The following is a 23,213-nucleotide window of genomic DNA, read 5'->3' on the forward strand; positions in this document are numbered from 1 at the left end:
GTCCATCTGTGCAGCACCAGTGATCATGTCTTTAACGTAATCCGCGTGTCCTGGACAGTCTACGTGTGCGTAGTGACGAGTTGGAGTGTCGTACTCTACGTGAGAAGTAGCGATTGTGATACCGCGCTCACGCTCTTCTGGAGCGTTATCGATAGATGCGAAGTCACGAGCAGCACCGCCGTATACTTTAGCAAGTGTTGTACAGATAGCTGCAGTTAGAGTAGTTTTACCGTGGTCAACGTGGCCGATAGTACCAACGTTTACGTGCGGTTTTACACGTTCAAATTTTTCTTTAGACACAATCGTGTTCCTTCCTAGTTATGATTCGCCGTGATCATTATTGATCTCGACGCGCCAGAAATTGTTATTTTATGCGCCAACGCTTGTTAGCGCAATATTTGGACGCATTGATCTTTAAAAAAAGCTGGACTTTTTTTCAGCTCAAAGCGTTTTAATTAGTAACCACGGTCTGCAATGATTTTATCTGCGAAGTTTTTCGGTACTTCAGCGTACTCGTTAAACTCCATAGAGTAAGACGCACGGCCTTGAGTTGCAGAACGTAGGTCCGTTGCGTAACCAAACATCTCAGATAGTGGAACTTGAGCACGGATGATCTTAAGACCAGCCACACCTTCATCCATACCTTCGATCATACCGCGGCGACGGTTTAGGTCACCAACAACGTCACCCATCCAATCTTCCGGCGTAGTTACTTCAACATTCATCATTGGTTCTAGAATCACAGGTTGTGCTTCTAGTGCACCTTTCTTGAATGCCATCGAGCCAGCGATCTTGAACGCCATCTCGCTTGAGTCAACATCGTGGTAAGAACCGTCAAATAGTGTTGCTTTAATATCTAGAACAGGGTAACCCGCTAGAACACCACTATTCATTTGTTCTTCGATACCTTTCGATACCGAGCTGATGTATTCCTTAGGAACCACACCACCCACAATCTCGTCTACGAATACGAAACCTTCACCAGGCTCTGAAGGTTCAAGTGTGATCCATACGTGACCGTATTGACCGCGACCGCCAGATTGACGAACGAACTTGCCTTCAACTTCCGCTTTGCCACGAATGGTTTCACGGTAAGCAACCTGAGGTTTACCAACGTTACAGTCAACGCTGAATTCACGCTTCATACGGTCAACGATGATATCTAGGTGAAGCTCACCCATACCAGAGATCAGAGTCTGACCTGTTTCGTCATCCGTTTCCACGCGGAATGATGGGTCTTCCGCTGCCAGTTTACCTAGCGCGATACCCATTTTCTCTTGGTCTGCTTTAGAACGAGGTTCTACAGCGATCTGAATTACAGGCTCAGGGAACTCCATGCGCTCTAGAATCACTTTGTAGTTCTGGTCACATAGCGTGTCACCTGTTGTAACGTCTTTCAGACCGATAGCAGCTGCGATATCACCAGCGCGAACTTCTTTTACTTCTTCACGCTTGTTCGCATGCATCTGAACGATACGACCGAAACGCTCTTTCTTGTCTTTTACTGAGTTGTAAACAGCATCACCTGAGTTTACAACACCTGAGTAAACGCGCATGAAAGTTAGCGTGCCCACGAATGGGTCAGTCGCGATCTTGAATGCTAGTGCTGAGAACGGTTCGTTATCGTCTGCGTGACGTTCAACTTCGTTCTCTTTTTCGTCGATACCTTTAATTGCAGGAACATCAACTGGCGATGGCAAGAACTCGATCACTGCGTCTAGTACTGCTTGAACACCTTTGTTTTTGAACGCACTACCACAAGTAGCCAGTACGATTTCGTTGTTTAGTGTACGAGTACGTAGAGCTTGTTTGATTTCAGCTTCAGACAGTTCACCTTCTTCAAGGTACTTGTCCATTAGCTCTTCAGTTGCTTCTGCTGCCGCTTCAACTAGGTTGTTGCGCCACTCTTCAGCAAGCTCTTGCATGTCAGCTGGAATTTCGTCGTATGTAAACGACATGCCTTGGTCAGCTTCATTCCAGTTGATCATCTTCATCTTGATAAGGTCGATAACACCACGGAAATCATCTTCTGCACCAACGTTCAGTTGGATTGGAACAGGATTCGCACCAAGACGGTTTTTGATTTGGTCCACAACGCGTAGGAAGTCAGCGCCTGCACGGTCCATCTTGTTTACAAATACCATACGTGGAACGTGGTACTTGTCAGCTTGACGCCATACAGTTTCAGACTGAGGTTCAACACCAGATGAACCACAGAACACAACAACTGCACCATCAAGTACGCGTAGAGAACGCTCTACTTCGATAGTAAAGTCAACGTGTCCAGGAGTGTCGATGATGTTAACGCGGTGCTCTTGGAATTGTGCTTCCATACCACGCCAGAAGGTAGTAGTCGCCGCAGACGTGATTGTGATACCACGTTCTTGCTCCTGCTCCATCCAGTCCATGGTTGCTGCGCCATCGTGAACTTCACCGATTTTATGAGACAGACCAGTGTAGAACAGAATACGTTCAGTAGTGGTTGTTTTACCTGCATCTACGTGAGCACAGATACCGATGTTACGGTAGCGCTCAATAGGAGTTTTGCGAGCCACGATTGAATCCTCTTAACTTAGAGATAGGGACTATTGCTATAACTAAAAAATGCTATCCCCTAGATATAGCAATAGTTCCTAGCATAGGCATAGGAACTAAAGAAGTGCTGCAAGGAACCTTGCAGCACTGAAAAGGTATTACCAACGGTAATGAGCGAACGCTTTGTTTGCGTCAGCCATGCGGTGAACGTCTTCACGTTTCTTAACCGCAGTACCTTTGTTCTCAGACGCGTCTAGCATTTCAGCAGCTAGACGTTGAGCCATAGATTTTTCACCACGCTTACGCGCAGCTTCAACCAACCAACGCATAGCAAGTGCGTTACGGCGAACCGGACGTACTTCTACAGGTACTTGGTAAGTTGAACCACCTACACGGCGAGATTTAACTTCTACCGCTGGGCGAACATTTTCAAGAGCTTCTTCAAAAATAGCTAAGTGGTCTTTACCAGACTTTTCAGCCATAGAATCTAGTGCAGTGTAAACAATTTTTTCTGCAGTAGATTTTTTACCGTCAACCATTAGGATGTTAACGAATTTTGCCAGCAGTTCAGATTTGAACTTTGGATCTGGAAGGATCTTACGCTGACCAATGACGCGACGACGTGGCATGGATTTTCTCCGTTGTCTTCTTCAGGTTTTATCCAAAACTTTTCAGTTTTTTCAAAAAATTAAAAATAATTTAGTGTTTGGCCTTACTTAACGGAATCCATTAAGACTTAGGACGCTTCACACCGTACTTAGAACGACCTTGTTTACGGTCGTTAACGCCAGCACAGTCAAGTGCACCGCGAACAGTGTGGTAACGTACACCCGGAAGGTCTTTTACACGACCGCCACGGATTAGTACAACACTGTGCTCTTGAAGGTTGTGACCTTCACCGCCGATGTACGATGTAACTTCGAAGCCGTTTGTCAGACGTACACGACAAACTTTACGAAGTGCTGAGTTAGGTTTTTTAGGTGTAGTAGTGTAAACACGAGTACATACACCACGTTTTTGTGGGCACGCTTCTAGTGCAGGCACGTTGCTTTTAACAACTTGCTTTGCACGTGGCTTACGTACCAACTGGTTAATAGTTGCCATTAACTAGCTCCTGATTTACTTGAAAGTAAGCTTTGTGAAAAATCTATCCCTAACAGCGGTTGGCAGTTAGGGACGCAAAATTCTATGCAGCAGTGAGAGGTGTGTCAAGAAATATACGGATCTTTTTTGTTCAATTAGGACAATTAATCCGTAAAGCTCAATCGACAGGAAAGAAGGGTTAATCCCAAGTCAGAGATTTGGCTTGTTTTGCTGTTAGTTCAACAAAGCCAGTATAGCCAACCACTTCAATAGATGGGCTGATACGATTGCTCATGCCACGGGCTTCAATATCGCTTTGCAGCGCATACACTGATGGACCTTTTACCTTGCTGAACGCCTTATGCTGAGGGTTCGCAGCGTACACGGCATCTTCAATCAACAAGACATCATCTTGCTCACTGTACAGTGCCATTGCATCGTCTAATGCAGCTACGGATTTGATGATATGTAACATGGCTTCCTCAGAATGACAGCAGTTTGCCCGCTTGTTGCAGTTTAACTTTTAGTTGCTCAGTATTTAGAGCCTCTGCATCAATGACTAAATCGGCTTGAGCCAAGCCACGCTCGGCAAGCGAATCGGCACAAACAAATACTTGCTCAATGTCGTACAAGTCGAACAGCTTGAGCATTGGTGCGTAGTCTTTGCTTAAGATGCCATTAGGCTCTTGCCCAAGCAGCAATTGGTAAACACCATCACCAACAAATAGGACGGTGATGTCCTCACAGTACGCAGATGCCGCTAGCAGCGCATCCACACCTTCACGTCCTGCATTGCTACCATGCGGAGCACTACGAAATAGGTAAGTTAGCTGACTCAAAACTGCACCACTCTATCTTGGGTTAACATGGCTTCGGCTAAGCTCCCCAAACCGGCTTGCTCAAACCCTGTAGCTAGGTTGTTCTGCTCAAGACCATGTTGATTCGCCTCATCTTCGCTGACGATGCCGCGACGTAAAGCTGCTGCAACGCAGGTTTCCAAACGAACATCGTGTTGCTGTGCGAGTGATTGCCATGCTTTGGTTAGGTCAAACTCGTCGTTGGCAGGCACGCTCAAAGCCGTACCATTAGTGACGCCATCTTGGTAAAAGAACACACTCACCAGAGTATGCCCTTGTTCAATTACCGCTTGTGCGAATTGATATGCGCTGCGTGCCGATTGGCTGCCGTAAACCGGACCATTCACGACCAGTGTGTAAGTTAATCCACTCACGCTTATTCGTCCTCAGTTTTACGCTGACGAATGTATAGGTAAACGGTGTGCTTAGAGATGTTCAGACGATCTGCTACGCGGTTGATAGCGTCTTTGATATCGAAGATACCTTTGTCGTACAGCTCCATGACGATCTGACGGTTTTTGGTGTTATTCGATACCGATTTGTCAGCGTTGATCTCTTCAATCGTGCGCTCAACCGTTTGGTCTACGAGTTCTTCAACATCACTTGCAAAGTTAACGGATGACGCCGCTTCTTTCGCTTCTTGCGTTGGCATGAAAGATTGCAGCACTTGAGAGAAAGGCGCATCAAGATTGACGTTGATACAAAGCAAACCAATCACGCGGTTTTCGCCGTTACGAATCGCAACGGTGATCGACTTCATTAATACGCCGCCTTTTGCGCGGGTGAAATACGAACGTGAGAAGTTACGCTCAGAACCTTCGATGTCTTTCAGCATCTTAAGTGCTAAGTCAGTGATAGGAGAACCTACCTGACGACCGGTGTTCTCACCGTTAGCGATTTTGATTGCAGAGGTATTGAGGTCTTCCAGTGAGTGAAGAACGATCTCACAGAACGGACCAATAAGACTGGCAATGCCGTCAACGACCGCTTCGTAAGATCTCAAGATGATTTTATCGTGCTCGGTAAATGGCATCACGTTGACAGATTCCATTTCGAGCAACATTTCCGCATTTATTGTTTCTGTAGTTGTCATAAGCCTTCGAGCGAAAAATCAACAAATTGGTGTAAGTTTATCAGAAAATTTGAAAGGCAACCTAGCAAACTCACCAACTAGTGACCTAGAACAAAAAAGGCCCGTAAAACGGACCTTTTTTCATTGAGTTATCGCTAAAGATAATTATTGAGCAGCGTTATCGCTCTCAATTTTCAGTAGCTCAACTTCGAATACTAGCGTTGAGTTAGCAGGGATGCTTGGTGTGTCTTGGTCACCGTATGCTAGCTCTGGTGGGATAACGAATTTGAACTTAGAACCTACAGGCATTAGCTGAACACCTTCAGTCCAACCTGGTATTACGCGGTTTAGTGGGAACGTTGCTGGTTCGCCACGATCGTAAGAACTGTCGAACTGAGTACCATCGATCAGAGTACCTTTGTAGTGTACTTGAACTGTGTCAGTATCTTTTGGCTTCTCACCTTCAGTTGGCGTTTCAACTTTGTATAGAAGACCAGATTCTGTCTTCACTACGCCTTCTTGCTTCTCGAATTCAGCACGGAAATCATCGCCAGCTTTCTTCGCTTCAGCCGCTTTCTCAGCCGCTTGCTTTTGCATTGTTTCAGCAACACGCTTGTCTAGAGATTCTAGAGCTGCACGAGTTTCTTCTTCGTTAAGCGCTGCGTTGCCTTTGAATACGTCTTCAATACCTTTAAGAACCAGGTCTTTGTTTAGGTCGATGCCAATCTCGCTTGGTTTTTCAATGCTAGTGCTTAGGTAGTTAGCAAATGAAACACCGATCGCGTAAGCCGCTTTGTCATCGTCTGTTTTAAAGTGAACTGCTTTACCAGTTTCTGCTTGAACTTGCTCTGCTTGAGGTGCTGCTTCTGGTTTTGTTTCTTCTTTTTGACAACCTACCGCTAGCATTACTGTTGCAGCAAGTAGCGACACTTTTAAAACTGATTTCATTAAATTCTCCCAATAATGGCTTAGCCACTGGTTGTTGTGCACAAATCTTCTATGAGACTAGTGAAGACAATCGTTATACCAATATACTAGCTATATGTCTTAAGACACAAACCGGATTATTAGATGTGATGCAAAGAATTTCTCATTTATTCCTATATTTAATTGTCATCACCACGTTAAATGGATGCTTTTTTACCGATCGCGATGTTCAACGTTGGTCACTCGAACCACAAGGTTCCACCAGCTTTGCGCTCAGCCGAGATGGTCGATTTGCGCTGCTGTACTCCAAAGAGCACCAATTGGTTCTTTGGGATTTGGAGCAAAACAAACAACTCGCAAAGCTGGGTGAACTCGATCAAGCTGCCAATGTGGTCTCCCATATTCGCATTTCGGACAATGGTCGTTATGCAGTCACAGCTAGCCAAATGAACTTCGCTGTGTGGGATCTCGGGTGGACTCAAGCCGAAGGACTTTGGTCTATCGATGACGCGCTGATTCGAGACGTTGATATCACCAGTAACGGTGAACAGGTGTTACTTGGACTGTCCAACGGTAAAGCGATTCACGTCAATTTAGTCACTGGTCGTCGGCTAGAGTTCCTTGCGCACCAAGAAAAAGTCAATTCTGTCGCTATCTCGCCCAACGGTCGCTTCGCTCTCACAGGTGGCAACGACTACAAAGCGTATCTGTGGGATACCGAAACCGGGCTAGTATTGCGTACCTTTGAACACGACCAGCGCGTTGTTCGAGTCGCCTTGCAGAGAGATGGAAAACTGGCCATGACCTCAGACGGTGGCAACCAAGCCATCATCTGGAATTTAGAGACTGGCGAAGAAGCCACGCAACTGAGCAGTTGGTCTCGTCAGTTAATCTTCTCGACGGCGCGCTTCTCCGATGATGGCAACTGGTTAGTAACTGGCACGCCCTCCGGTCGCGTAATGGTGTGGGATACTCAAACTGGTAAACGCGTCGATGGATTTGAAGTTGAGCCGAAAAAAGATACTCGCCCTCCTCGTGCGGTCGTGTATGATGCAGCCTTTGATTCCAAGCAACGTGTAATTACTGCCACTTCTGCGGGCATTGCCCAAGCTTGGCAGCTAGAGAACGGATCATGACAGATAAAATCATTCAGCAATTGGAAGCTCGCATTAATGACTTAGAATGTCAGCTTGCGTTCCAAGAACAGACTATTGAAGATCTGAACGGCGCCTTGTCGCAGCAGCAACTGCAAATTACCAAGATGCTCGATCAGATGAAATATGTGGTAGGTAAAGTGAAAAATATGGACTCGTCGAATTTAGCCGATCCATCGGAAGAAACACCACCACCGCATTATTAAAGTGCAGGTAAAAATTGCATAAAGCCCAGAACGTGTTCTGGGCTTTGTTGTATTGGCGACTTCAAAATGCAGCTTAGGAATGAGGGGACGAAATTATTCGTCTGCGTAGATTTTCACGCTCAACTCACCTTGCGTATTGATGCCAGCTCGGTACATGCCAGAACTGTTCATCGCAAAGTGCAGCTCACCTTTAGCATCAATCGCAATCAAACCACCTTCGCCGCCCATTGCTTTTAAATCACCCTGAATAATGTGTTCGCACGCCGTGTGTACGTCTTCTTGCAAATAACGCATGCGTGCTGCAACGTCTTCGGCAACACGTTTACGAATAAAGAACTCACCAACACCCGTAGTGGAAACCGCAACAACACCATTCTCTGCCACTGTGCCGCACCCAATCAGAGCGGAGTCTCCCACTCGTCCGTATTTCTTGTTGGTCACGCCACCAGTACTGGTCGCAGCGGCTAAGTTACCGTGTTGATCCAATGCCACAGCGCCGACGGTACCGTGTTTACGATCATCTGGATAACGGGACTCGGAAAGAGCAAACATGCCTTTCTCACGCATAGAAATCAGTTGTTCATAGCGACGATCAGTGAAGAAGTAATCTTGCTCGGTGTACTCATGGCCTTGTTCGAAAGCAAACTTTTCTGCGTCCTCGCCCATCAACAATACATGGTTACTGTTTCGCATTACGTCACGAGCGAGCTCAATTGGGTTTCTGATATGACGAACCCCAGCGACTGCTCCTGCAGCTTGGTGTCGACCATCCATCACAGAAGCGTCCATTTCGACCATCTCGTTATGGGTCAGCACAGAGCCTTTACCCGCATTAAAGTTGGGAGAGTCTTCCAACACTTTCACCGCCACCACGACCGCATCTAAGGCTTCACCGCCTGTTGCTAGGATTTGATGCCCCGCTTTTACCGCAGCTTCTAAATCCGCCAAGATGGATTGTTGCAGTTCGTCACTCATCTGTTCACGCAAGATAGTGCCTGCACCGCCATGAATGGCAATCGAGAAAGGTTTCGTCATCGCTTTGTCCAACTGTTATTCCTTGTATGATTGGCACTACACCCCAGATAAACAAAAAGCGCAAGTTGAAACCTCAACTTGCGCTTTTTAAAGCTTTACTAGATAGCGTTATCTAGTGAAGAGCGTGCGATTAGTGAGAACCGCAACCGCCGCCACCACAACATTCGTGGTCGTCAGCTTTTTCTTCGCCGCCACAACAGCCACCACCTTGGTGGATGTGACCGTGTTCGATCTCTTCAGCTGTCGCTTCACGAGTAGCCATAACTTCTACTTCGAAAGTTAGTGTTTGACCAGCTAGCATGTGGTTACCGTCTACAACAACTTCGTCGCCGTCTACTTCAGTTACTTCTACAGGGATTGGACCTTGGTCAGTATCTGCTAGGAAACGCATGCCAACTTCGATTTGGTCAACGCCTTGGAATACGTCTGCAGGAACACGTTGCACTAGTGCATCGTTGTGGTCGCCGTACGCATCTTCAGGAGCTACTGTTACTGAGAACTTGTCGCCAGCCACTTTACCTTCTAGTTCTTTCTCAAGACCAGTGATTAGGTTGTTGTGACCGTGAAGGTAATCAAGAGGTGCTTCAGAAGTTGATTGATCAACAACAACACCGTCTTCCAACATTACTTTGTATGCAAGGCTTGCAACAACGTTCTTTTCAATTTTCATACTAACTCCAGGGAGATTAATTGACCTAACCAGAATGGGGTTAAGTACCGAGATGATAGTATTATGGGGATCAATTAACGAAGTTCAATTACTCAGGCTTAAAAATCCCGATCATTTCTTGTTCTGAGTGTTTATTTTTTTCTACAGATTGCGGTTTGCGCTGCTCGGTATAATCGCAGTCGACACACTCAACCAGCTCAATGTTGTTATCAATCCACCAGCGTAGAGTATCTTGCTGACTGCATTGCGGGCAGCTTGCACCCGCGATAAAACGTTTCTTGGCTTTCACTTTTGTTCCTTTTCCCGCTTGATACTGCGCGGGTACTACTTCCAATGATTTGGCGACTGTTGATCGCTTTCCATTTCACGACCGAAGATTTCTTCTAGTTCTTTACGTGCTTCTTTCGAGCGTTGAGCGAGTTCTTTGTCCTCATTGTGCTGAGGTAACAAGTCTTTGAGCATAGCATTATCTAGCTTGCGAAAATGTGCTTCTGCCCGCTTTGCTTGATACGGGTGCATGCCTAATTCTACGAGCGCTTGGCGACCTAGATCTAAAGCACCCAAAAAGGTTTCACGCGAGTAATTCTGCACGCCGTGGTTCATTAACTGGTAGGCTTCTACGCGGCTGCGAGCACGGGCAAGGATCTTCAATTTCGGAAAGTGCGCACGGCAAATGTCGACAATCGCCATCACCTCATCAGGTGAATCTGTACAGATCACCAAGGCTTCCGCTTTATCAGCCCCCGCGGCACGTAACAAATCAATCTGAGTCGCATCACCATAAAACACCTTATAACCGTATTTACGCAGCAAGTGGATTTGGCTCGCGTCACTTTCTAGTACTGTTACTTTGATCTTATTGGCGTACATCAAGCGTCCAACAATCTGACCAAAACGACCAAAGCCCGCGATGATCACTCGTGGTCGACGATCCACCACATTGGTCGTCACGCTCTCTTCTTCTTGGTTCAGCGTGTGCGCAAACCACTTCTTCTGCCCCATGAGCAACAGCGGCGTCGTCACCATCGACAAGCTCACCACCACCAACAAGAAGGCAACTTGGTCTTTGGTTAAGATACCTTCTTGGCTTGCCGCGGTGAAAATCACAAACGCAAATTCACCACCTTGGCTCAAAATCGCCGCCATACGACTACGCGACTTAGCACGAACTCGAGCAGTGCGAGCCAAGACATACAGCACCAAACCTTTGACTACAACAAGGGCAATCACGGCACTAATAATCGCAAACGGTTGAAGTGCTAATAAGCCCAAGTTCACTGCCATACCCACAGCAATAAAGAACAAGCCAAGCAGCAGACCTTTAAACGGTTCAATCGCGATTTCTAGCTCATGACGGTATTCACTTTCTGCCAGTAACACACCCGCTAAGAAAGTACCGAGTGCCATCGACAATCCCAGCTTTTGCATCGCAACAGAAATGCCAAGTACGACTAGGAGGGCAGCAACGGTGAAGAGTTCTCGCACGCCACTCATCACCACAAAACGGAACAGAGGACGTAAGAGGAAATGACCGCCAACTAATAGCGCAGCCACGCTGCCTAACACCCAAATAGCATCTAACCAATCACCGCCGCTTTGACCACCGGCGAGTAATGGCAGCATGGCGAGCATCGGGATCACGGCAATATCTTGGAACAGCAACACAGCGAAACCCGATTGTCCGGTTTCCGTGCCGGCTTGCCCCTGCTCTTCGATCACTTTTAGTGCAATCGCGGTGGACGAGAGTGCCAAGCCCATACCGATCACTAAGCTCACTTGCATGCTCAAACCAAATAGGCTGACGATGCTACCTATCACCGCAGTGGTGACAATAACTTGAGCTCCACCTAGACCGAGGATGGGTCCGCGCATCTGCCATAACTTTTTGGGGTTCAGTTCCAAACCAATTAAGAACAGCAGCAACACCACCCCGAGTTCGGCGAAGTGCAGAATCGCGTCCACATCACTGATCAACCCCAGCCCCCAAGGGCCAATTAGAACACCTGCAATCAGGTAGCCAAGCACAGACCCCAGACCCAGCCGCTGGGCAATCGGCACCGCAATAACGGCAGCAGAAAGGAATACCACACTACTTTGAAGAAACTCACTGGTTATCGCCATGTCGACCTCCTTGCTCATCCCACTCTCTCAGGGGGTTGTTCAGCCATTGACGATATTGTTCAGCATGCTGATAACGTTCGATATCCGATACATTACGCGACCAGTACAGCACTAAAGGTTCAATCCAATGCATCTGACACAAAGCTGCGGTCAGTTCGAACGGCTGGAGGATTTGTTCCAATGGGTATTTGTTGTACCCCATCGGGCTGAACGCATCCTCTTTACCACCAGTAGTGATTACACTGCGCCAGTACTTACCCGCTAATGCGCTACCATCACCAAATGCAAAGCCTTTGCCCAACACGCGATCCATCCACTCTTTCAACAATGCGGGACAGGAATACATATAGAGAGGATGATGAAAAACGATCACATCGTGCGTTATCAGCAGATCGTGTTCGTAGTTCACATCAATAAAGAAATCAGGGTACGCGCCATAAAGATCGTGCACGGTGACATGACCCAGTGATTCGATTTTTTTAATCATCACTTGGTTGGCAATGGAGTTTTGCGGTTCTGGGTGAGCATAAATAACCAGAACCCTCGGAGGAATGGGCGTAGCAACAGCCAAATGGTCGTCCTTGTGTTGATTTCTCAGGGAAAATTATCGTTATCAGTTTGTTATACTTTTTTGTATAGCATAATGCAATTAAAGCGCAGAGATCGACTTTTCCCGCCAATACCCCTACTATTCACCGCGAGATCAACGACCAAGAAACGCGCACTGCGCAAAGTGAATTAAAACTCTATGATTACCTTCTCTGATATTCAGTTACTGCGTGGCGGTAAACCTCTTTTAGACCAAGCATCTGCAACCATTCACCCGGGTGACAAAGTGGGTCTGGTTGGTAAAAACGGCTGTGGTAAATCAACTCTGTTTGCCCTACTAAAAGATGAACTGTCGATTGATGCAGGCTCATTTAGCCAACCTCAACATTGGGAATTGGCTTGGGTTGCACAGGAAACGCCAGCACTCGACCGTAGCGCACTGGAATACGTCATTGATGGTGATCGTGAGTTCCGCAATCTTGAAGCTCAACTGGCTGTCGCCGAAGAGAAAGACAACGGCACCCTAGTTGCGGAGATCCATGGCAAGATTGAAACCATTGGCGGTTACAGCATTCGCGCACGTGCTGCCGAGCTGCTTGATGGTCTGGGCTTTAGCCAGGAGCAAATGAGCTGGAACCTGACTCAGTTCTCGGGTGGTTGGCGTATGCGCCTTAACTTGGCTCAAGCGTTGTTGTGTCGTTCTGATCTATTGTTACTCGACGAACCAACCAACCACTTGGATTTGGACGCAGTAATGTGGCTAGAGCGCTGGCTACAAAACTACCCTGGCACACTGATTCTGATCTCGCACGACCGTGATTTCTTGGATCCGATCGTTGGTCGCATCATTCACATCGAGAACCAGCAGTTGAACGAATACACGGGTAACTACTCGTCATTCGAAAACCAACGCGCACAAAAGATGGTGCTGCAACAAGCGATGTTCGAGAAGCAACAGAAGCAGATGTCGCACATGCAAAGCTACATTGACCGCTTCCGTTACAAAGCATCAAAAGCGCGCCAAGCACAAAGCCGTATTAAAGCGCTGGAGCGTATGGAGAAGGTACTGCCAGCGCAGTTCGATAACCCATTTAGTTTCCAGTTCCGCGATCCTGCAGCGCTACCAAACCCAATCATGATGATGGATGAAGTCTCAGCAGGCTACGGTGACAACCTGATCCTAGAGAAGATCCGCCTTAACCTAGTGCCGGGTAGCCGTATTGGCCTACTTGGTCGTAACGGCGCAGGTAAATCAACCTTGATCAAATTGCTGTCTGGTGAGCTAAAAGCGCAAGGCGGCGATCTAACTTACTCGCAAGGCGTGAAGATCGGTTACTTCGCTCAGCACCAACTAGAAACACTGCACCCAGAAGAAACACCGCTTCAACACATGATGCAAATCGCGCCGGATCAAACCGAGCAGCAACTACGTGATTACCTAGGTAGCTTTGGTTTCCAAGGTGATAAAGCGCTTGAGAAAGTTGCACCGTTTTCTGGTGGTGAGAAAGCACGTTTGGTATTGGCATTAATTGTGTGGCAGAAACCGAACCTGTTGCTACTCGATGAACCGACCAACCACTTGGATTTGGACATGCGCCAAGCATTGACCATGGCACTGCAAACATTCGAAGGTGCCATGGTGATTGTTTCGCACGACCGCTACCTATTGCGTGCAACCACAGATGATTTGTACCTTGTGCACGATCGCCAAGTCGCACCATTCGACGGCGACTTGAACGATTACTACAAGTGGTTGACCGAGCAACAAAAAGCCGAGCGTAAAGAAGCACAAGCAGCTCAGCCAGTGAAAGATAACGCCAACAGTGCAGCGGCGAAAAAAGAGCAAAAGCGACGCGAAGCAGAATTTCGTAAGCAGACCGCACCAATTCGCAAAACGCTGACACAGTTGGAAAACAAAATGGATAAGTTAGGCGAAGCACTGGCGAAAGCAGAAGAACAGTTATCGGATAACTCTCTGTATGAAGCCGAAAACAAAGCTAAACTTAACGAAGTGTTGGCGCTTCAAGCTTCTAGCAAAGCAGATCTTGAAGAAGTAGAAATGGAATGGATGTCTGCCCAAGAAACACTTGAGCAGATGGAACTAGAGTTTAATCAATGACAAACGAGCACGCAGAATACACTCTCACCCTAGAACACCTTTGGCAGTTCAGTCTGCAATTTTATGGTGTGCGAGAAGTGAAGGAAGCGTGCCTATCATTGCAAAACAACTATCACGGAAACGTGAACCTATTACTGCTGCTCAGATGGCTCGATGAGCAGCAGGTAATTTTCCAAGAACAAGACTGGCACTTGGTGCAAGGCTGTCTTGGTCGAAGTGAAACCCTGCTCCACTCTTACCGTGAACTTCGTCGCCACCTCAAATCACAAGTTAATGATGCGCTTTATCGCGAAGCATTACAGTTCGAATTGCAGCTCGAAAAACAGCAACAGTCCGACCTAGTCGACTGCGTCAACTCACTCAAATTAGTCAAGAATGACGGCGAACCACTGACGCTGAGGTACTGTCGCCAGTTAGGTGGTGAACATTTACAACAGGCATTCTCCATGCCAGTTCCAAACATTCAATATCCATAAATCAGTCATAAACCAGTAAAATATCTATACTAAAGCTATAAAGGATTATATTAATAAGTTCTTCGGCGAACATTGAAGGACCATATAAGAGCAGTTAGGTATGACACAATTTTTCGCAGCCGCCGGGATTAAGAACCCGCATCTCCAGACGCTATTGCCGCGCTTTATCCGCAAGAAAGCGTTATTTACGCCTGTTTGGCAAACACTAGATACACCAGATGGTGACTTCCTTGATTTGGCTTGGTCACAACAGCCAGATTCTAAAGCCGCTCACAATAAACCAATCTTCGTCCTCTTTCATGGCTTGGAAGGCTGCTTCTATAGCCCGTATGCGAATGGTTTGATGAATGCCTTCTCTAAATCGGGTTGGCTGTCAGTGATGATGCACTTTCGTGGGTGCAGCGGTAAGCCAAACAAAAAAGCCCGCGCTTATCACTCCGGCGAAGTAACGGATTCTCGCTTCTTTCTTGAGCAGCTCAATCAGCAATTCCCTAACAACCCTAAAGTTGCGGTCGGCATTTCCCTTGGCGGTAACATGTTGGCGAACTACTTGGCTGAGTACAAAGACGATCCCATCTTAAGTGCCGCGACCATTGTCTCTGCACCACTGGACTTGGCAGCATGTGCAAATCGTATTGAGCAAGGCTTCTCGAAAGTTTACCGACGTTACTTGCTCTCCTCACTCAAGCGCAATGCGTTACAGAAGCACGATTTGATCCACGGAGAGTTAGCCCTGTCGTACAACTCGATCAAACGCGTCACTCGCTTGTATGAGTTTGATGACTTGATCACCGCGCCTCTGCATGGCTTTAAGGACGCGCAAGATTATTACGATCAATGTTCAGGTCTAAGCAAGCTGCAGCAGATCACCTTGCCAACCTTGATCATCCACGCCAAAGACGATCCGTTTATGACCGAAGAAGTGATCCCGAAATTCGTATTGCCAGACAACATCGATTACCGACTTTACGAACATGGTGGTCACGTGGGCTTCCTAACAGGTAGCGCATTAAAGCCGAAGTTCTGGCTAGAAGAAGCCCTTCCGGCTTACTACGAAAGTATCGCTGCTGAGTACCTTTCTGCTGTATCCGTGCCGCGAACACAGTAAACTACTTAGGCGCGCCAAACATCAACAACCTAAGAGGCGCGTTTAAACATCATAAAAGTTTGAGGTATTTATGATCATTCCATGGCAAGACATTGCGCCAGAGACACTAGAAAACCTGATCCGCGAATTCGTTCTTCGTGAAGGCACCGACTACGGCTCAGTTGAAGTTTCACTGCAGAGTAAAATCGATCAGGTCAAATCCCAATTAGAGAAAGGCGAAGCTGTCATCGTATTTTCTGAGCTTCATGAAACGGTTGATATCCAACTAAAAGCAAAGTTTTAGACCCTTCACATTTTACCGTATCCCACTCGATGACAAGGGCTTGTTACGTGCTATAGTGGGTTATCGACCGTGCAGCATACGCGTGCTGCACTTTACAGGTAAGTAATTTTCGACAAGGTTTGTCATGTCAGCGAAACACCCAATCATTGCGGTTACTGGTTCGTCCGGTGCCGGTACTACCACCACTTCTGAAGCCTTCCGCAAGATGTTCAATATGATGAACGTCAAACCAGCGTGGGTTGAAGGTGACAGCTTCCACCGTTTTACACGTCCAGAGATGGATGTCGAAATCCGTAAAGCGCGTGAGCAAGGCAAACACATTAGCTACTTTGGGCCACAAGCCAATGACTTTCCGGGACTAGAAGAGTTCTTTCGTCAGTTTGGTGAAGATGGCACCGGCAGCGTGCGCCGCTATCTGCACACCTTTGATGAAGCCGTTCCATACAACCAAATGCCGGGCACCTTTACACCTTGGCAAGATCTGCCTGAAAACAGCGATGTACTGTTCTACGAAGGTTTACACGGTGGCGTGGTGGATGGCGATGTTAATGTGGCGCGTCACGTTGACTTTCTGATTGGCATGGTGCCAATCGTGAACTTGGAATGGATTCAAAAGTTCGTTCGTGACACGCGCGATCGTGGCCACTCAAGAGAAGCGGTAATGGATTCGATCGTGCGCTCGATGGACGATTATCTGAACTACATTACCCCGCAATTTTCCCGCACACATATCAACTTCCAGCGTGTACCGACCGTTGATACTTCCAACCCACTTAACGCCAAAGGCATCCCTAGTTTGGATGAAAGCTTCGTGGTGATCCGCCTACGCGGTATCAAGAATGTCGACTTCCCGTATTTGCTGGCGATGATTGATGGCTCATTCATGTCTCGCCATAACACCATTGTGGTTCCAGGCGGTAAGATGAGCTTTGCAATGGAGCTCATAGTGAGGCCGATTCTGCAGCAACTCATCGAAACTGGGAAAATTGGCTAAAAACCTCGTAAATTGAGTGTTTACTTTTCATACCGTGATCATGTGCACAGTTTTGCTTACAAAATCTCAATCATGGCACGATTAAAATCAAGAAATCGTTTCCGAAAAAGGATACTATTTCTAACCGAAACACAAGAGAGCTTGCAGCATATAAAAAGTGCTCTTATCCTAGTAAGCCCATTCAGGCTTAGCTAAAATATGGATAGCGCAAGCGTACCCTGCAGAGGAAGTGAGATATTATGGTTCTAGGTAAACCTCAAACCGACCCAACATTAGAGTGGTTTCTTTCACACTGTCATATTCATAAGTACCCATCAAAGAGCACGCTAATTCACGCGGGCGAAAAAGCAGAGACTTTGTACTACATCGTTAAAGGTTCTGTTGCGGTTCTTATCAAAGACGAAGAAGGTAAGGAAATGATCCTTTCTTACCTAAACCAAGGCGACTTCATTGGTGAGCTTGGTCTATTCGAAGAAGACCAAGAGCGTACAGCTTGGGTTCGCGCTAAATCTCCTTGTGAAGTGGCAGAGATTTCTTTCAAGAAATTCCGTCAACTTATCCAAGTTAACCCAGACATCCTAATGCGCCTTTCTGCGCAAATGGCTCGTCGTCTACAAGTTACTAGCCAAAAAGTGGGTGACCTAGCGTTCCTAGACGTAACTGGTCGTATCGCTCAGACTCTTCTGAACCTTGCTAAACAGCCAGATGCGATGACGCACCCAGACGGCATGCAAATCAAGATCACTCGTCAAGAAATCGGTCAAATTGTTGGCTGTTCTCGTGAGACAGTAGGCCGTATCTTGAAGATGCTAGAAGAGCAGAACCTAATTTCTGCGCACGGTAAAACTATCGTTGTTTACGGGACTCGTTAATCTCGATTAACGTTTAAAAAATTTAAAAGCCACCAAATGCAAGTTTGGTGGCTTTTTCTTTTTTGGGAATCGGGAACCTGCATTCCGAGAGCGGACTTCGTCCTTCGGGATTAAGCCCTCTCAGATTCCGAGAGTGAGAACCTCCCGCAGCGAAGCGTTTCCGCATCTAGAGGGCGTAGCCCATTCTCGCCTCTTCTTTACCCGTTGGTGCTTTCGAAGATCTTATCTGCCGATGCAGCCACAAATCCTGGGTACAACTCACCGTTATCCATTGGGTAGCGCTTAGCAAACTCGTAGAAGCCTCCAGGAATCACCTCAACGCCTTCAGTAAAGGTCACTGGCACTTTGTCTGCCATGGTCGACGATTGCTCTAGTAGCACCTCTGGCGTGCCTTTTACTTCACCGCCATTCTCGTTGATGGTAAAGCCTGCTGTGCGCAGGTGGTCGTTCACTTGCTTCACTTCTTCATGCTGATTGAGTTGATTCACACTCACTGTGAAGTGGTTCGCTCCGTAACCATGCGCTGCAAGCCAAGAAGCGTATTCACTCTCTTTCGCCAAGGTTTGAAAGTCAGCATAGCTTAGGTCCCACAAGCGTCCGCCGTACAAGAAGTCACTGCCTGTCAGTTTAGAAGCATCAACCTGCTCCACCAGTTTACGAACGATGGCTTGTAGCTCTGGTGAGCACTCATCCACTTTCAATTCACTGATGAAGACTTTTGGTTGTTTCGGATCTGGGTGCTCAAAATGTTTTGCCACCAGCTTTTTGCTTTCAAATACGTAGTCACCACAGGCTTTGTAACCCACCGCCAAGAATGGCTTCGCTAACGTTTCAATGCCTAGGGGAGCGACATTAAACGTACGTAGCGCAATATGGTCATTAATCAGAGGCTCATCTTCTTGAAGAAGTTGATGGACTTTAGCAGCAGAAGGGCACAGACGTTGAATGTAGTCTTGCCATAGCGATTCAAATAACACATCGGGCGTCATAACGACTCCTTGTTATGAAATGTAGAGTTAGGGGTAAGAAGAAGTTGACCGCTCGTTCACAGCCCGTGGGCTGTCCAGAATCACGAACGAGCGGTCATCAACCTGTGACGGTATGTGCGGCATAAGTGCCAGTCAGTCAACACGCGCTGGAGAGTCTTAAGCTCGCCTTTGGCGTTTGCCAGCGCGCTTACCAGAATCCTAACTTGGTAAATAGCTCCGGCAGAGAGAAGCGGCGATACTTTGTCACCGCTTCGTATTTCTCTATTACAGGCTTACACCTGGGCTCAATGTTGCAGGTAAGACCGTCTCTTGTCCTTCCATTGATGCCATTGGGTACGCACAGTAGTCTGCCGCGTAGTAAGCACTTGGACGTAGGTTACCTGAGGCACCCGGACCACCAAATGGCGCATCACCACTTGCACCCGTTAACTGACGGTTGCGGTTCACGATGCCGGCACGAATGTGGTCCACGAAGTATTCCCACTCTTGGTCGTCGGTTGAAACCAGACCTGCCGATAGACCAAAGCGCGTATCGTTCGCCAGTTCTACTGCTTTCTCTAGCCCTTCGTAGCGTACTACTTGCAGAAGTGGACCGAAGTACTCTTCATCTGGTAATTCGGCAATGTTCGTCACATCGATGATACCTGGAGAAACAAACGCCGCCTCGCCCGCTTTCGCTTCAATCAAGCTTTCGCCACCCAGTGATTGCAAGTTCGCTTGTGCATCAAGAATGAACTTGGCTGCCGCTACCGAAATTTGCGGTCCCATGAATGGCGCAGGCTCTGCAAATGGTTGGTCTACGCGAATATTGCGTGTCGCTTCCACCAGCTTAGTAATGACTGCATCACCCTTGTCGCCAAATGGAATGTACAGACGACGAGCACAGGTACAGCGTTGTCCTGCACTGATGAAAGCAGATTGGATAATGGTGTAAACCGTCGCATCTAGGTCGCCGTAGTTATCCGAGATAACCATCGGGTTGTTGCCACCCATTTCAAGCGCCAGCATCTTACCCGGCTGACCAGCAAATTGACGATGCAGAACATGACCTGTGTTCGCACTACCAGTAAACAGCACGCCATCAATGCCTTTCGCATCCGCCAGCGCAATGCCTGTCTCTTTCGCACCTTGGACTAAGTTAATCACACCTTTTGGTAGACCAACCTCTTCCCACAACTTCATAGCAAGTTCACCCGTCCATGGCGTTTGCTCAGACGGTTTGAAAACCACGGTGTTACCAGCCAGTAGTGCTGGCACGATGTGACCATTTGGTAAGTGACCCGGGAAGTTGTAAGGACCGAAGACCGCCATTACACCCAATGGGCGATGACGCAATACAATTTGGTTTCCTGCGGCTTCACGTGTCGCTTCACCAGTACGGTCGTGGTAAGCACGAATAGAAATAGCAATTTTACCTGCCATCGCTGCCGCTTCGGTACGTGTCTCCCAGATTGGCTTGCCCGTTTCTTTGGCAATCACTTCAGCGATTTTTTCGCTGTTCTCTTTTACTTTCTCAGCAAAAGCCAACACGATCGCCTCACGCTCTGCAAATGGGCGCTTCTTCCAATCAACAAACGCTTCACGCGCCGCAGATACCGCTTGGTTAACCTGCTCTGCTGTTGCGCCGTTGCCTTGCCAGATCACTTCTTGGTTGTAAGGCGACAGAGACGTAAATGCTTCACCCTGACCTTGTACCCATTCACCTGCAATCCAATGTGTCATTGTTTCTATCCTTAAATTCTGTCGTCAGTTACTGCGGAAGAAGGCGAACAAAATCCCCTTCCTCAACCAAGAGTGCATCCGCCAATTCAGGTGCGAGCACTACACTTTGCGTTTCCGCGTCATACGCCGCTTTCGCTGCTGCGGCACGGAAATTCTCGAATGACGAATTACACATCAAGAAGTCTTTTGTGCTGGTGTGCTCCGAGATTTTGACTTGCGCGCGGAATGAGTGGCGTACCGATTCGATATTGCGTAGGTCACACTCCACCGTTGGGCCACCATCGAAAATGTCAACGTAGCCACGGTTGGTAAAGCCTTCACGCTCAAGCAGCTTCAATGCTGGACGCGTGTTATCGTGCACTTTGCCAATCACGGCTTGTGCCTCTGGGCTCAGTAGGTTGATGTAGATTGGCAACTTCGGCATCAAGTCGGCGATAAAGCCTTTCTTGCCGATACCTGTTAGGTAATCCGCAAGCGTAAAATCGATAGAGAAGAAATGCTCTTGAAGCCACTGCCAGAATGGTGAATTACCTTCCTCGTCTGAAACACCACGCATTTCAGCAAAGATGGTTTCCGAGAAACGTTCTGGGTGCTCTGCCATCATTAAGAAACGACACTTGGACATCAGACGCCCGTTCAAGCCACCACGGAATTTCTCACGTAGGAACAAGGTACAGATTTCGCTGTTACCCGTGTAGTTATTACCAAACGTCAGCAGCTTCACCACGTTGTTTACGCCAAGCTTTGGTGACGAGTGCACCACTTTGCTGATGTGGTAAGAATAAAAAGGCACATCCCAGCCGATCGAAGCTTCAATACCTGTGGTACCTGCGACTTCACCAGTTTCAGATTCAAAGCCCACCATTAGGTAGCCTTCATCACCGGCTTCGTTCACGTCAGGTTTGCCAAAACTGTATTCTGAGTGCTTGATTCGATTGGTTAACAGTTCTTCGTTAACCGGTAGAGATGTAAATCCATGACCTGACTCAACCGCACAGGTGTGCAGCGCGTCATAATCCGACATTGCGATAGGGCGAACTACTAGCATCAATACTCCCTCCAGATGCAAGAAGATCCTAACTATATTGTAGGAACAATACCCCCATCAGAGATCCTTGATGGGGGTTTCTAGGTTGACGATAAGCGGAGATCGCGCTTAAACCAGCGTAGCGATCGCTTTATCCAGCTTAGCCAAACCTTCTTCGATTTCTTGTTGTGTGATAACGAGTGATGGTGTGAAACGTACGACATTGGCACCCGCAACCAATACCATGAGACCTTGTTTACCTGCAGCAACCAGTACGTCACGCGCACGACCTTGCCACTCTTCATTCAGTGCTGCACCAAGCAGTAGACCTTTACCACGCACTTCAGAGAAGATGTTGTATTTCGCGTTAATCTTCTCCAGACCTTCACGGAACATAGCTTCACGCTCTAGTACGCCAGCCAATACTTCTGGTTTTGTCACTTCATCAACAACCGCTTCTGCAACCGCACACGCTAGTGGGTTACCGCCGTAAGTTGAACCATGCGTGCCCACTTTCATGTGCTCAGCCAGTTTTGCCGTCGTTAGCATGGCACCGATAGGGAAACCACCACCCAGTGATTTCGCTGTGCTTAGAATGTCTGGCGTGATACCTAGACCTTGGTATGCATAGAAGTGACCCGTACGACCGTTACCAGTTTGCACTTCATCGAAGATCAACAGTGCGTTGTGCTTGTCACACAGCTCGCGAACCGCTTGAGCGAATTCAGGTGTTGGTGGAATGATGCCACCCTCACCTTGTAGAGGCTCCATCATTACCGCACAAGTGCGATCAGACATGTGTGCTTGTAGTGCTTCGATATCGTTGTAAGGAAGGTGTGTCACATCGCCCGGCTTAGGACCGAAACCGTCTGAGTAAGCCGCTTGACCGCCTACCGTTACCGTGAAGAAAGTACGACCATGGAAACCTTGTTTGAATGCGATGATTTCAGACTTCTCAGTACCATGAACGTCTGCTGCGTAACGACGAGCTAGCTTTAGTGCCGCTTCGTTTGCTTCTGCGCCAGAGTTAGCGAAGAACACGCGCTCAGCAAAGCTGACTTCTGTTAGCTTCTTCGCCAATCGCAGTGCAGGCTCATTAGTCATAACATTACTTAGGTGCCAAAGCTTGCTACCTTGCTCAGTCAATGCGTTCACCATAACTGGGTGACAATGGCCAAGACAGCTCACCGCAATACCACCAGCAAAGTCGATGTATTCATTTCCGTTCTGATCCCAAATGCGTGAACCTTCACCTTTTACAGGGATCATTTCCATCGGGTTATAGCAAGGTACCATTACCTCATCGAATAAACCGCGCTCTACTTTGTTTTCCGTTGTCATTGCACATTCCTTATTGATACCGCATGCCTAGCAGATAAGCGAATTTAACCGGCACTCTTTGCCAGCAAATAAT

Annotated in this window: 26 protein-coding genes; 8 read left to right on the forward strand and 18 right to left on the reverse strand. The window is 47.6% G+C overall.

The window, feature by feature from the left end:
• The 9 genes from KIV40_RS08010 to fkpA form a co-directional block, all read right to left on the reverse strand.
• The coding region (locus KIV40_RS08010; RefSeq protein WP_285348630.1) for a GTP-binding protein at positions 1 to 300 on the reverse strand (300 nt) is incomplete at its 3' end.
• 155 nt (positions 301 to 455) lie between these two features.
• The gene (fusA, locus tag KIV40_RS08015) at positions 456 to 2,555 is read right to left on the reverse strand and encodes an elongation factor G (RefSeq protein WP_285348631.1); all 2,100 of its coding nucleotides are present in this window, start codon (positions 2,553 to 2,555) and stop codon (positions 456 to 458) included.
• A gap of 138 nt (positions 2,556 to 2,693) precedes the next feature.
• Entirely contained in the window at positions 2,694 to 3,164 is a 471-nt protein-coding gene (gene rpsG, locus KIV40_RS08020) for a 30S ribosomal protein S7 (RefSeq protein ID WP_005438390.1), read from the reverse strand.
• A gap of 100 nt (positions 3,165 to 3,264) precedes the next feature.
• Positions 3,265 to 3,639, reverse strand: coding sequence for a 30S ribosomal protein S12 (gene rpsL / locus KIV40_RS08025; protein ID WP_004399892.1), 375 nt, complete (start codon positions 3,637 to 3,639; stop codon positions 3,265 to 3,267).
• 178 nt (positions 3,640 to 3,817) lie between these two features.
• Positions 3,818 to 4,093 carry a sulfurtransferase complex subunit TusB gene (gene tusB / locus KIV40_RS08030; protein ID WP_012126451.1) on the reverse strand — a complete coding sequence of 92 codons (276 nt, stop codon included), beginning with the start codon at positions 4,091 to 4,093 and terminating at the stop codon, positions 3,818 to 3,820.
• A gap of 7 nt (positions 4,094 to 4,100) precedes the next feature.
• Positions 4,101 to 4,457 (reverse strand): sulfurtransferase complex subunit TusC, encoded by a 357-nt coding sequence (gene tusC, locus KIV40_RS08035; RefSeq protein WP_012126452.1) that lies wholly within the window; start codon positions 4,455 to 4,457, stop codon positions 4,101 to 4,103.
• Positions 4,454 to 4,849 (reverse strand): sulfurtransferase complex subunit TusD, encoded by a 396-nt coding sequence (tusD, locus tag KIV40_RS08040; protein ID WP_038892615.1) that lies wholly within the window; start codon positions 4,847 to 4,849, stop codon positions 4,454 to 4,456. Before tusD ends, tusC begins: the two co-directional genes overlap by 4 nt.
• 2 nt (positions 4,850 to 4,851) lie before the next feature.
• Positions 4,852 to 5,568, reverse strand: a complete 717-nt coding sequence (locus KIV40_RS08045; protein ID WP_005438378.1) for a transcriptional regulator — start codon at positions 5,566 to 5,568, stop codon at positions 4,852 to 4,854.
• A 144-nt stretch (positions 5,569 to 5,712) separates the two neighbouring features.
• Entirely contained in the window at positions 5,713 to 6,495 is a 783-nt protein-coding gene (gene fkpA, locus KIV40_RS08050) for an FKBP-type peptidyl-prolyl cis-trans isomerase (protein ID WP_012126454.1), read from the reverse strand.
• A 128-nt stretch (positions 6,496 to 6,623) separates the two neighbouring features.
• Here fkpA and KIV40_RS08055 point away from each other — a divergent pair, with 128 nt between their 5' ends.
• Positions 6,624 to 7,610: a WD40 repeat domain-containing protein gene (locus tag KIV40_RS08055; protein WP_134978056.1), complete on the forward strand. Its 987-nt coding sequence runs from the start codon at positions 6,624 to 6,626 to the stop codon at positions 7,608 to 7,610.
• Positions 7,607 to 7,834, forward strand: coding sequence for a SlyX family protein (locus KIV40_RS08060; RefSeq protein ID WP_005451463.1), 228 nt, complete (start codon positions 7,607 to 7,609; stop codon positions 7,832 to 7,834). Before KIV40_RS08055 ends, KIV40_RS08060 begins: the two co-directional genes overlap by 4 nt.
• A 93-nt stretch (positions 7,835 to 7,927) precedes the next feature.
• Here the strand turns inward: KIV40_RS08060 and KIV40_RS08065 are convergent, their stop codons facing one another.
• The 5 genes from KIV40_RS08065 to kefG form a co-directional block, all read right to left on the reverse strand.
• Entirely contained in the window at positions 7,928 to 8,869 is a 942-nt protein-coding gene (locus KIV40_RS08065; protein WP_285348633.1) for an isoaspartyl peptidase/L-asparaginase, read from the reverse strand.
• Between the two features lie 130 nt (positions 8,870 to 8,999).
• Positions 9,000 to 9,539, reverse strand: coding sequence for a peptidylprolyl isomerase (slyD, locus tag KIV40_RS08070; protein ID WP_005532197.1), 540 nt, complete (start codon positions 9,537 to 9,539; stop codon positions 9,000 to 9,002).
• 88 nt (positions 9,540 to 9,627) lie between these two features.
• Complete coding sequence (locus tag KIV40_RS08075; RefSeq protein WP_005432753.1) at positions 9,628 to 9,828, reverse strand: YheV family putative zinc ribbon protein; 201 nt, start codon at positions 9,826 to 9,828, stop codon at positions 9,628 to 9,630.
• A 35-nt stretch (positions 9,829 to 9,863) separates the two neighbouring features.
• Positions 9,864 to 11,660: a glutathione-regulated potassium-efflux system protein KefB gene (gene kefB / locus KIV40_RS08080; RefSeq protein WP_005432747.1), complete on the reverse strand. Its 1,797-nt coding sequence runs from the start codon at positions 11,658 to 11,660 to the stop codon at positions 9,864 to 9,866.
• Positions 11,644 to 12,231, reverse strand: a complete 588-nt coding sequence (gene kefG / locus KIV40_RS08085) for a glutathione-regulated potassium-efflux system ancillary protein KefG (protein ID WP_012126458.1) — start codon at positions 12,229 to 12,231, stop codon at positions 11,644 to 11,646. The genes kefB and kefG overlap by 17 nt, the downstream gene beginning before the upstream one ends.
• A 177-nt stretch (positions 12,232 to 12,408) precedes the next feature.
• Between kefG and KIV40_RS08090 the strand changes: the two genes are divergently transcribed.
• From KIV40_RS08090 to crp, 6 genes are all read left to right on the forward strand, one after another.
• A complete protein-coding gene (locus tag KIV40_RS08090) occupies positions 12,409 to 14,328 on the forward strand; it encodes an ABC transporter ATP-binding protein (protein ID WP_012126459.1) in 1,920 nt (639 codons plus the stop codon).
• Complete coding sequence (locus KIV40_RS08095; RefSeq protein WP_005432772.1) at positions 14,325 to 14,804, forward strand: TIGR02444 family protein; 480 nt, start codon at positions 14,325 to 14,327, stop codon at positions 14,802 to 14,804. The genes KIV40_RS08090 and KIV40_RS08095 overlap by 4 nt, the downstream gene beginning before the upstream one ends.
• Positions 14,805 to 14,904: 100 nt before the next feature.
• Positions 14,905 to 15,912 carry a hydrolase gene (locus KIV40_RS08100; RefSeq protein WP_285348637.1) on the forward strand — a complete coding sequence of 336 codons (1,008 nt, stop codon included), beginning with the start codon at positions 14,905 to 14,907 and terminating at the stop codon, positions 15,910 to 15,912.
• A gap of 70 nt (positions 15,913 to 15,982) precedes the next feature.
• Positions 15,983 to 16,195: a YheU family protein gene (locus KIV40_RS08105; RefSeq protein WP_005432763.1), complete on the forward strand. Its 213-nt coding sequence runs from the start codon at positions 15,983 to 15,985 to the stop codon at positions 16,193 to 16,195.
• 124 nt (positions 16,196 to 16,319) lie between these two features.
• A complete protein-coding gene (locus KIV40_RS08110; protein ID WP_005432770.1) occupies positions 16,320 to 17,189 on the forward strand; it encodes a phosphoribulokinase in 870 nt (289 codons plus the stop codon).
• A 239-nt stretch (positions 17,190 to 17,428) separates the two neighbouring features.
• Complete coding sequence (gene crp / locus KIV40_RS08115; protein ID WP_005381432.1) at positions 17,429 to 18,061, forward strand: cAMP-activated global transcriptional regulator CRP; 633 nt, start codon at positions 17,429 to 17,431, stop codon at positions 18,059 to 18,061.
• Between the two features lie 197 nt (positions 18,062 to 18,258).
• Here crp and KIV40_RS08120 read toward each other — a convergent pair whose 3' ends face one another.
• From KIV40_RS08120 to KIV40_RS08135, 4 genes are all read right to left on the reverse strand, one after another.
• Positions 18,259 to 19,050: a DUF1338 domain-containing protein gene (locus KIV40_RS08120; protein WP_012126462.1), complete on the reverse strand. Its 792-nt coding sequence runs from the start codon at positions 19,048 to 19,050 to the stop codon at positions 18,259 to 18,261.
• Positions 19,051 to 19,314: 264 nt separating this feature from the next.
• Positions 19,315 to 20,772 carry a succinylglutamate-semialdehyde dehydrogenase gene (gene astD / locus KIV40_RS08125; protein ID WP_005432762.1) on the reverse strand — a complete coding sequence of 486 codons (1,458 nt, stop codon included), beginning with the start codon at positions 20,770 to 20,772 and terminating at the stop codon, positions 19,315 to 19,317.
• Between the two features lie 28 nt (positions 20,773 to 20,800).
• Positions 20,801 to 21,820, reverse strand: coding sequence for an arginine N-succinyltransferase (gene astA, locus KIV40_RS08130; protein ID WP_012126464.1), 1,020 nt, complete (start codon positions 21,818 to 21,820; stop codon positions 20,801 to 20,803).
• 108 nt (positions 21,821 to 21,928) lie between these two features.
• Positions 21,929 to 23,140, reverse strand: a complete 1,212-nt coding sequence (locus tag KIV40_RS08135) for an aspartate aminotransferase family protein (protein ID WP_012126465.1) — start codon at positions 23,138 to 23,140, stop codon at positions 21,929 to 21,931.
• Positions 23,141 to 23,213 lie beyond the last annotated feature (73 nt).

Source organism: Vibrio sp. D173a (assembly GCF_030248475.1).

What these genes read in the sequence shown, in the direction of transcription:
- KIV40_RS08110 (WP_005432770.1), top strand. Translation starts at nt 16,320, where the DNA reads ATGTCAGCGAAACACCCAATCATTGCGGTTACTGGTTCGTCCGGTGCC.
- kefB (WP_005432747.1), bottom strand. Translation starts at nt 11,660, where the DNA reads ATGGCGATAACCAGTGAGTTTCTTCAAAGTAGTGTGGTATTCCTTTCT.
- slyD (WP_005532197.1), bottom strand. Translation starts at nt 9,539, where the DNA reads ATGAAAATTGAAAAGAACGTTGTTGCAAGCCTTGCATACAAAGTAATG.
- KIV40_RS08055 (WP_134978056.1), top strand. Translation starts at nt 6,624, where the DNA reads ATGCAAAGAATTTCTCATTTATTCCTATATTTAATTGTCATCACCACG.
- KIV40_RS08095 (WP_005432772.1), top strand. Translation starts at nt 14,325, where the DNA reads ATGACAAACGAGCACGCAGAATACACTCTCACCCTAGAACACCTTTGG.
- KIV40_RS08100 (WP_285348637.1), top strand. Translation starts at nt 14,905, where the DNA reads ATGACACAATTTTTCGCAGCCGCCGGGATTAAGAACCCGCATCTCCAG.
- tusB (WP_012126451.1), bottom strand. Translation starts at nt 4,093, where the DNA reads ATGTTACATATCATCAAATCCGTAGCTGCATTAGACGATGCAATGGCA.
- rpsL (WP_004399892.1), bottom strand. Translation starts at nt 3,639, where the DNA reads ATGGCAACTATTAACCAGTTGGTACGTAAGCCACGTGCAAAGCAAGTT.
- KIV40_RS08135 (WP_012126465.1), bottom strand. Translation starts at nt 23,140, where the DNA reads ATGACAACGGAAAACAAAGTAGAGCGCGGTTTATTCGATGAGGTAATG.
- KIV40_RS08065 (WP_285348633.1), bottom strand. Translation starts at nt 8,869, where the DNA reads ATGACGAAACCTTTCTCGATTGCCATTCATGGCGGTGCAGGCACTATC.
- KIV40_RS08120 (WP_012126462.1), bottom strand. Translation starts at nt 19,050, where the DNA reads ATGACGCCCGATGTGTTATTTGAATCGCTATGGCAAGACTACATTCAA.
- KIV40_RS08060 (WP_005451463.1), top strand. Translation starts at nt 7,607, where the DNA reads ATGACAGATAAAATCATTCAGCAATTGGAAGCTCGCATTAATGACTTA.
- astD (WP_005432762.1), bottom strand. Translation starts at nt 20,772, where the DNA reads ATGACACATTGGATTGCAGGTGAATGGGTACAAGGTCAGGGTGAAGCA.
- KIV40_RS08045 (WP_005438378.1), bottom strand. Translation starts at nt 5,568, where the DNA reads ATGACAACTACAGAAACAATAAATGCGGAAATGTTGCTCGAAATGGAA.
- fkpA (WP_012126454.1), bottom strand. Translation starts at nt 6,495, where the DNA reads ATGAAATCAGTTTTAAAAGTGTCGCTACTTGCTGCAACAGTAATGCTA.
- astA (WP_012126464.1), bottom strand. Translation starts at nt 21,820, where the DNA reads ATGCTAGTAGTTCGCCCTATCGCAATGTCGGATTATGACGCGCTGCAC.
- KIV40_RS08105 (WP_005432763.1), top strand. Translation starts at nt 15,983, where the DNA reads ATGATCATTCCATGGCAAGACATTGCGCCAGAGACACTAGAAAACCTG.
- KIV40_RS08090 (WP_012126459.1), top strand. Translation starts at nt 12,409, where the DNA reads ATGATTACCTTCTCTGATATTCAGTTACTGCGTGGCGGTAAACCTCTT.
- rpsG (WP_005438390.1), bottom strand. Translation starts at nt 3,164, where the DNA reads ATGCCACGTCGTCGCGTCATTGGTCAGCGTAAGATCCTTCCAGATCCA.
- crp (WP_005381432.1), top strand. Translation starts at nt 17,429, where the DNA reads ATGGTTCTAGGTAAACCTCAAACCGACCCAACATTAGAGTGGTTTCTT.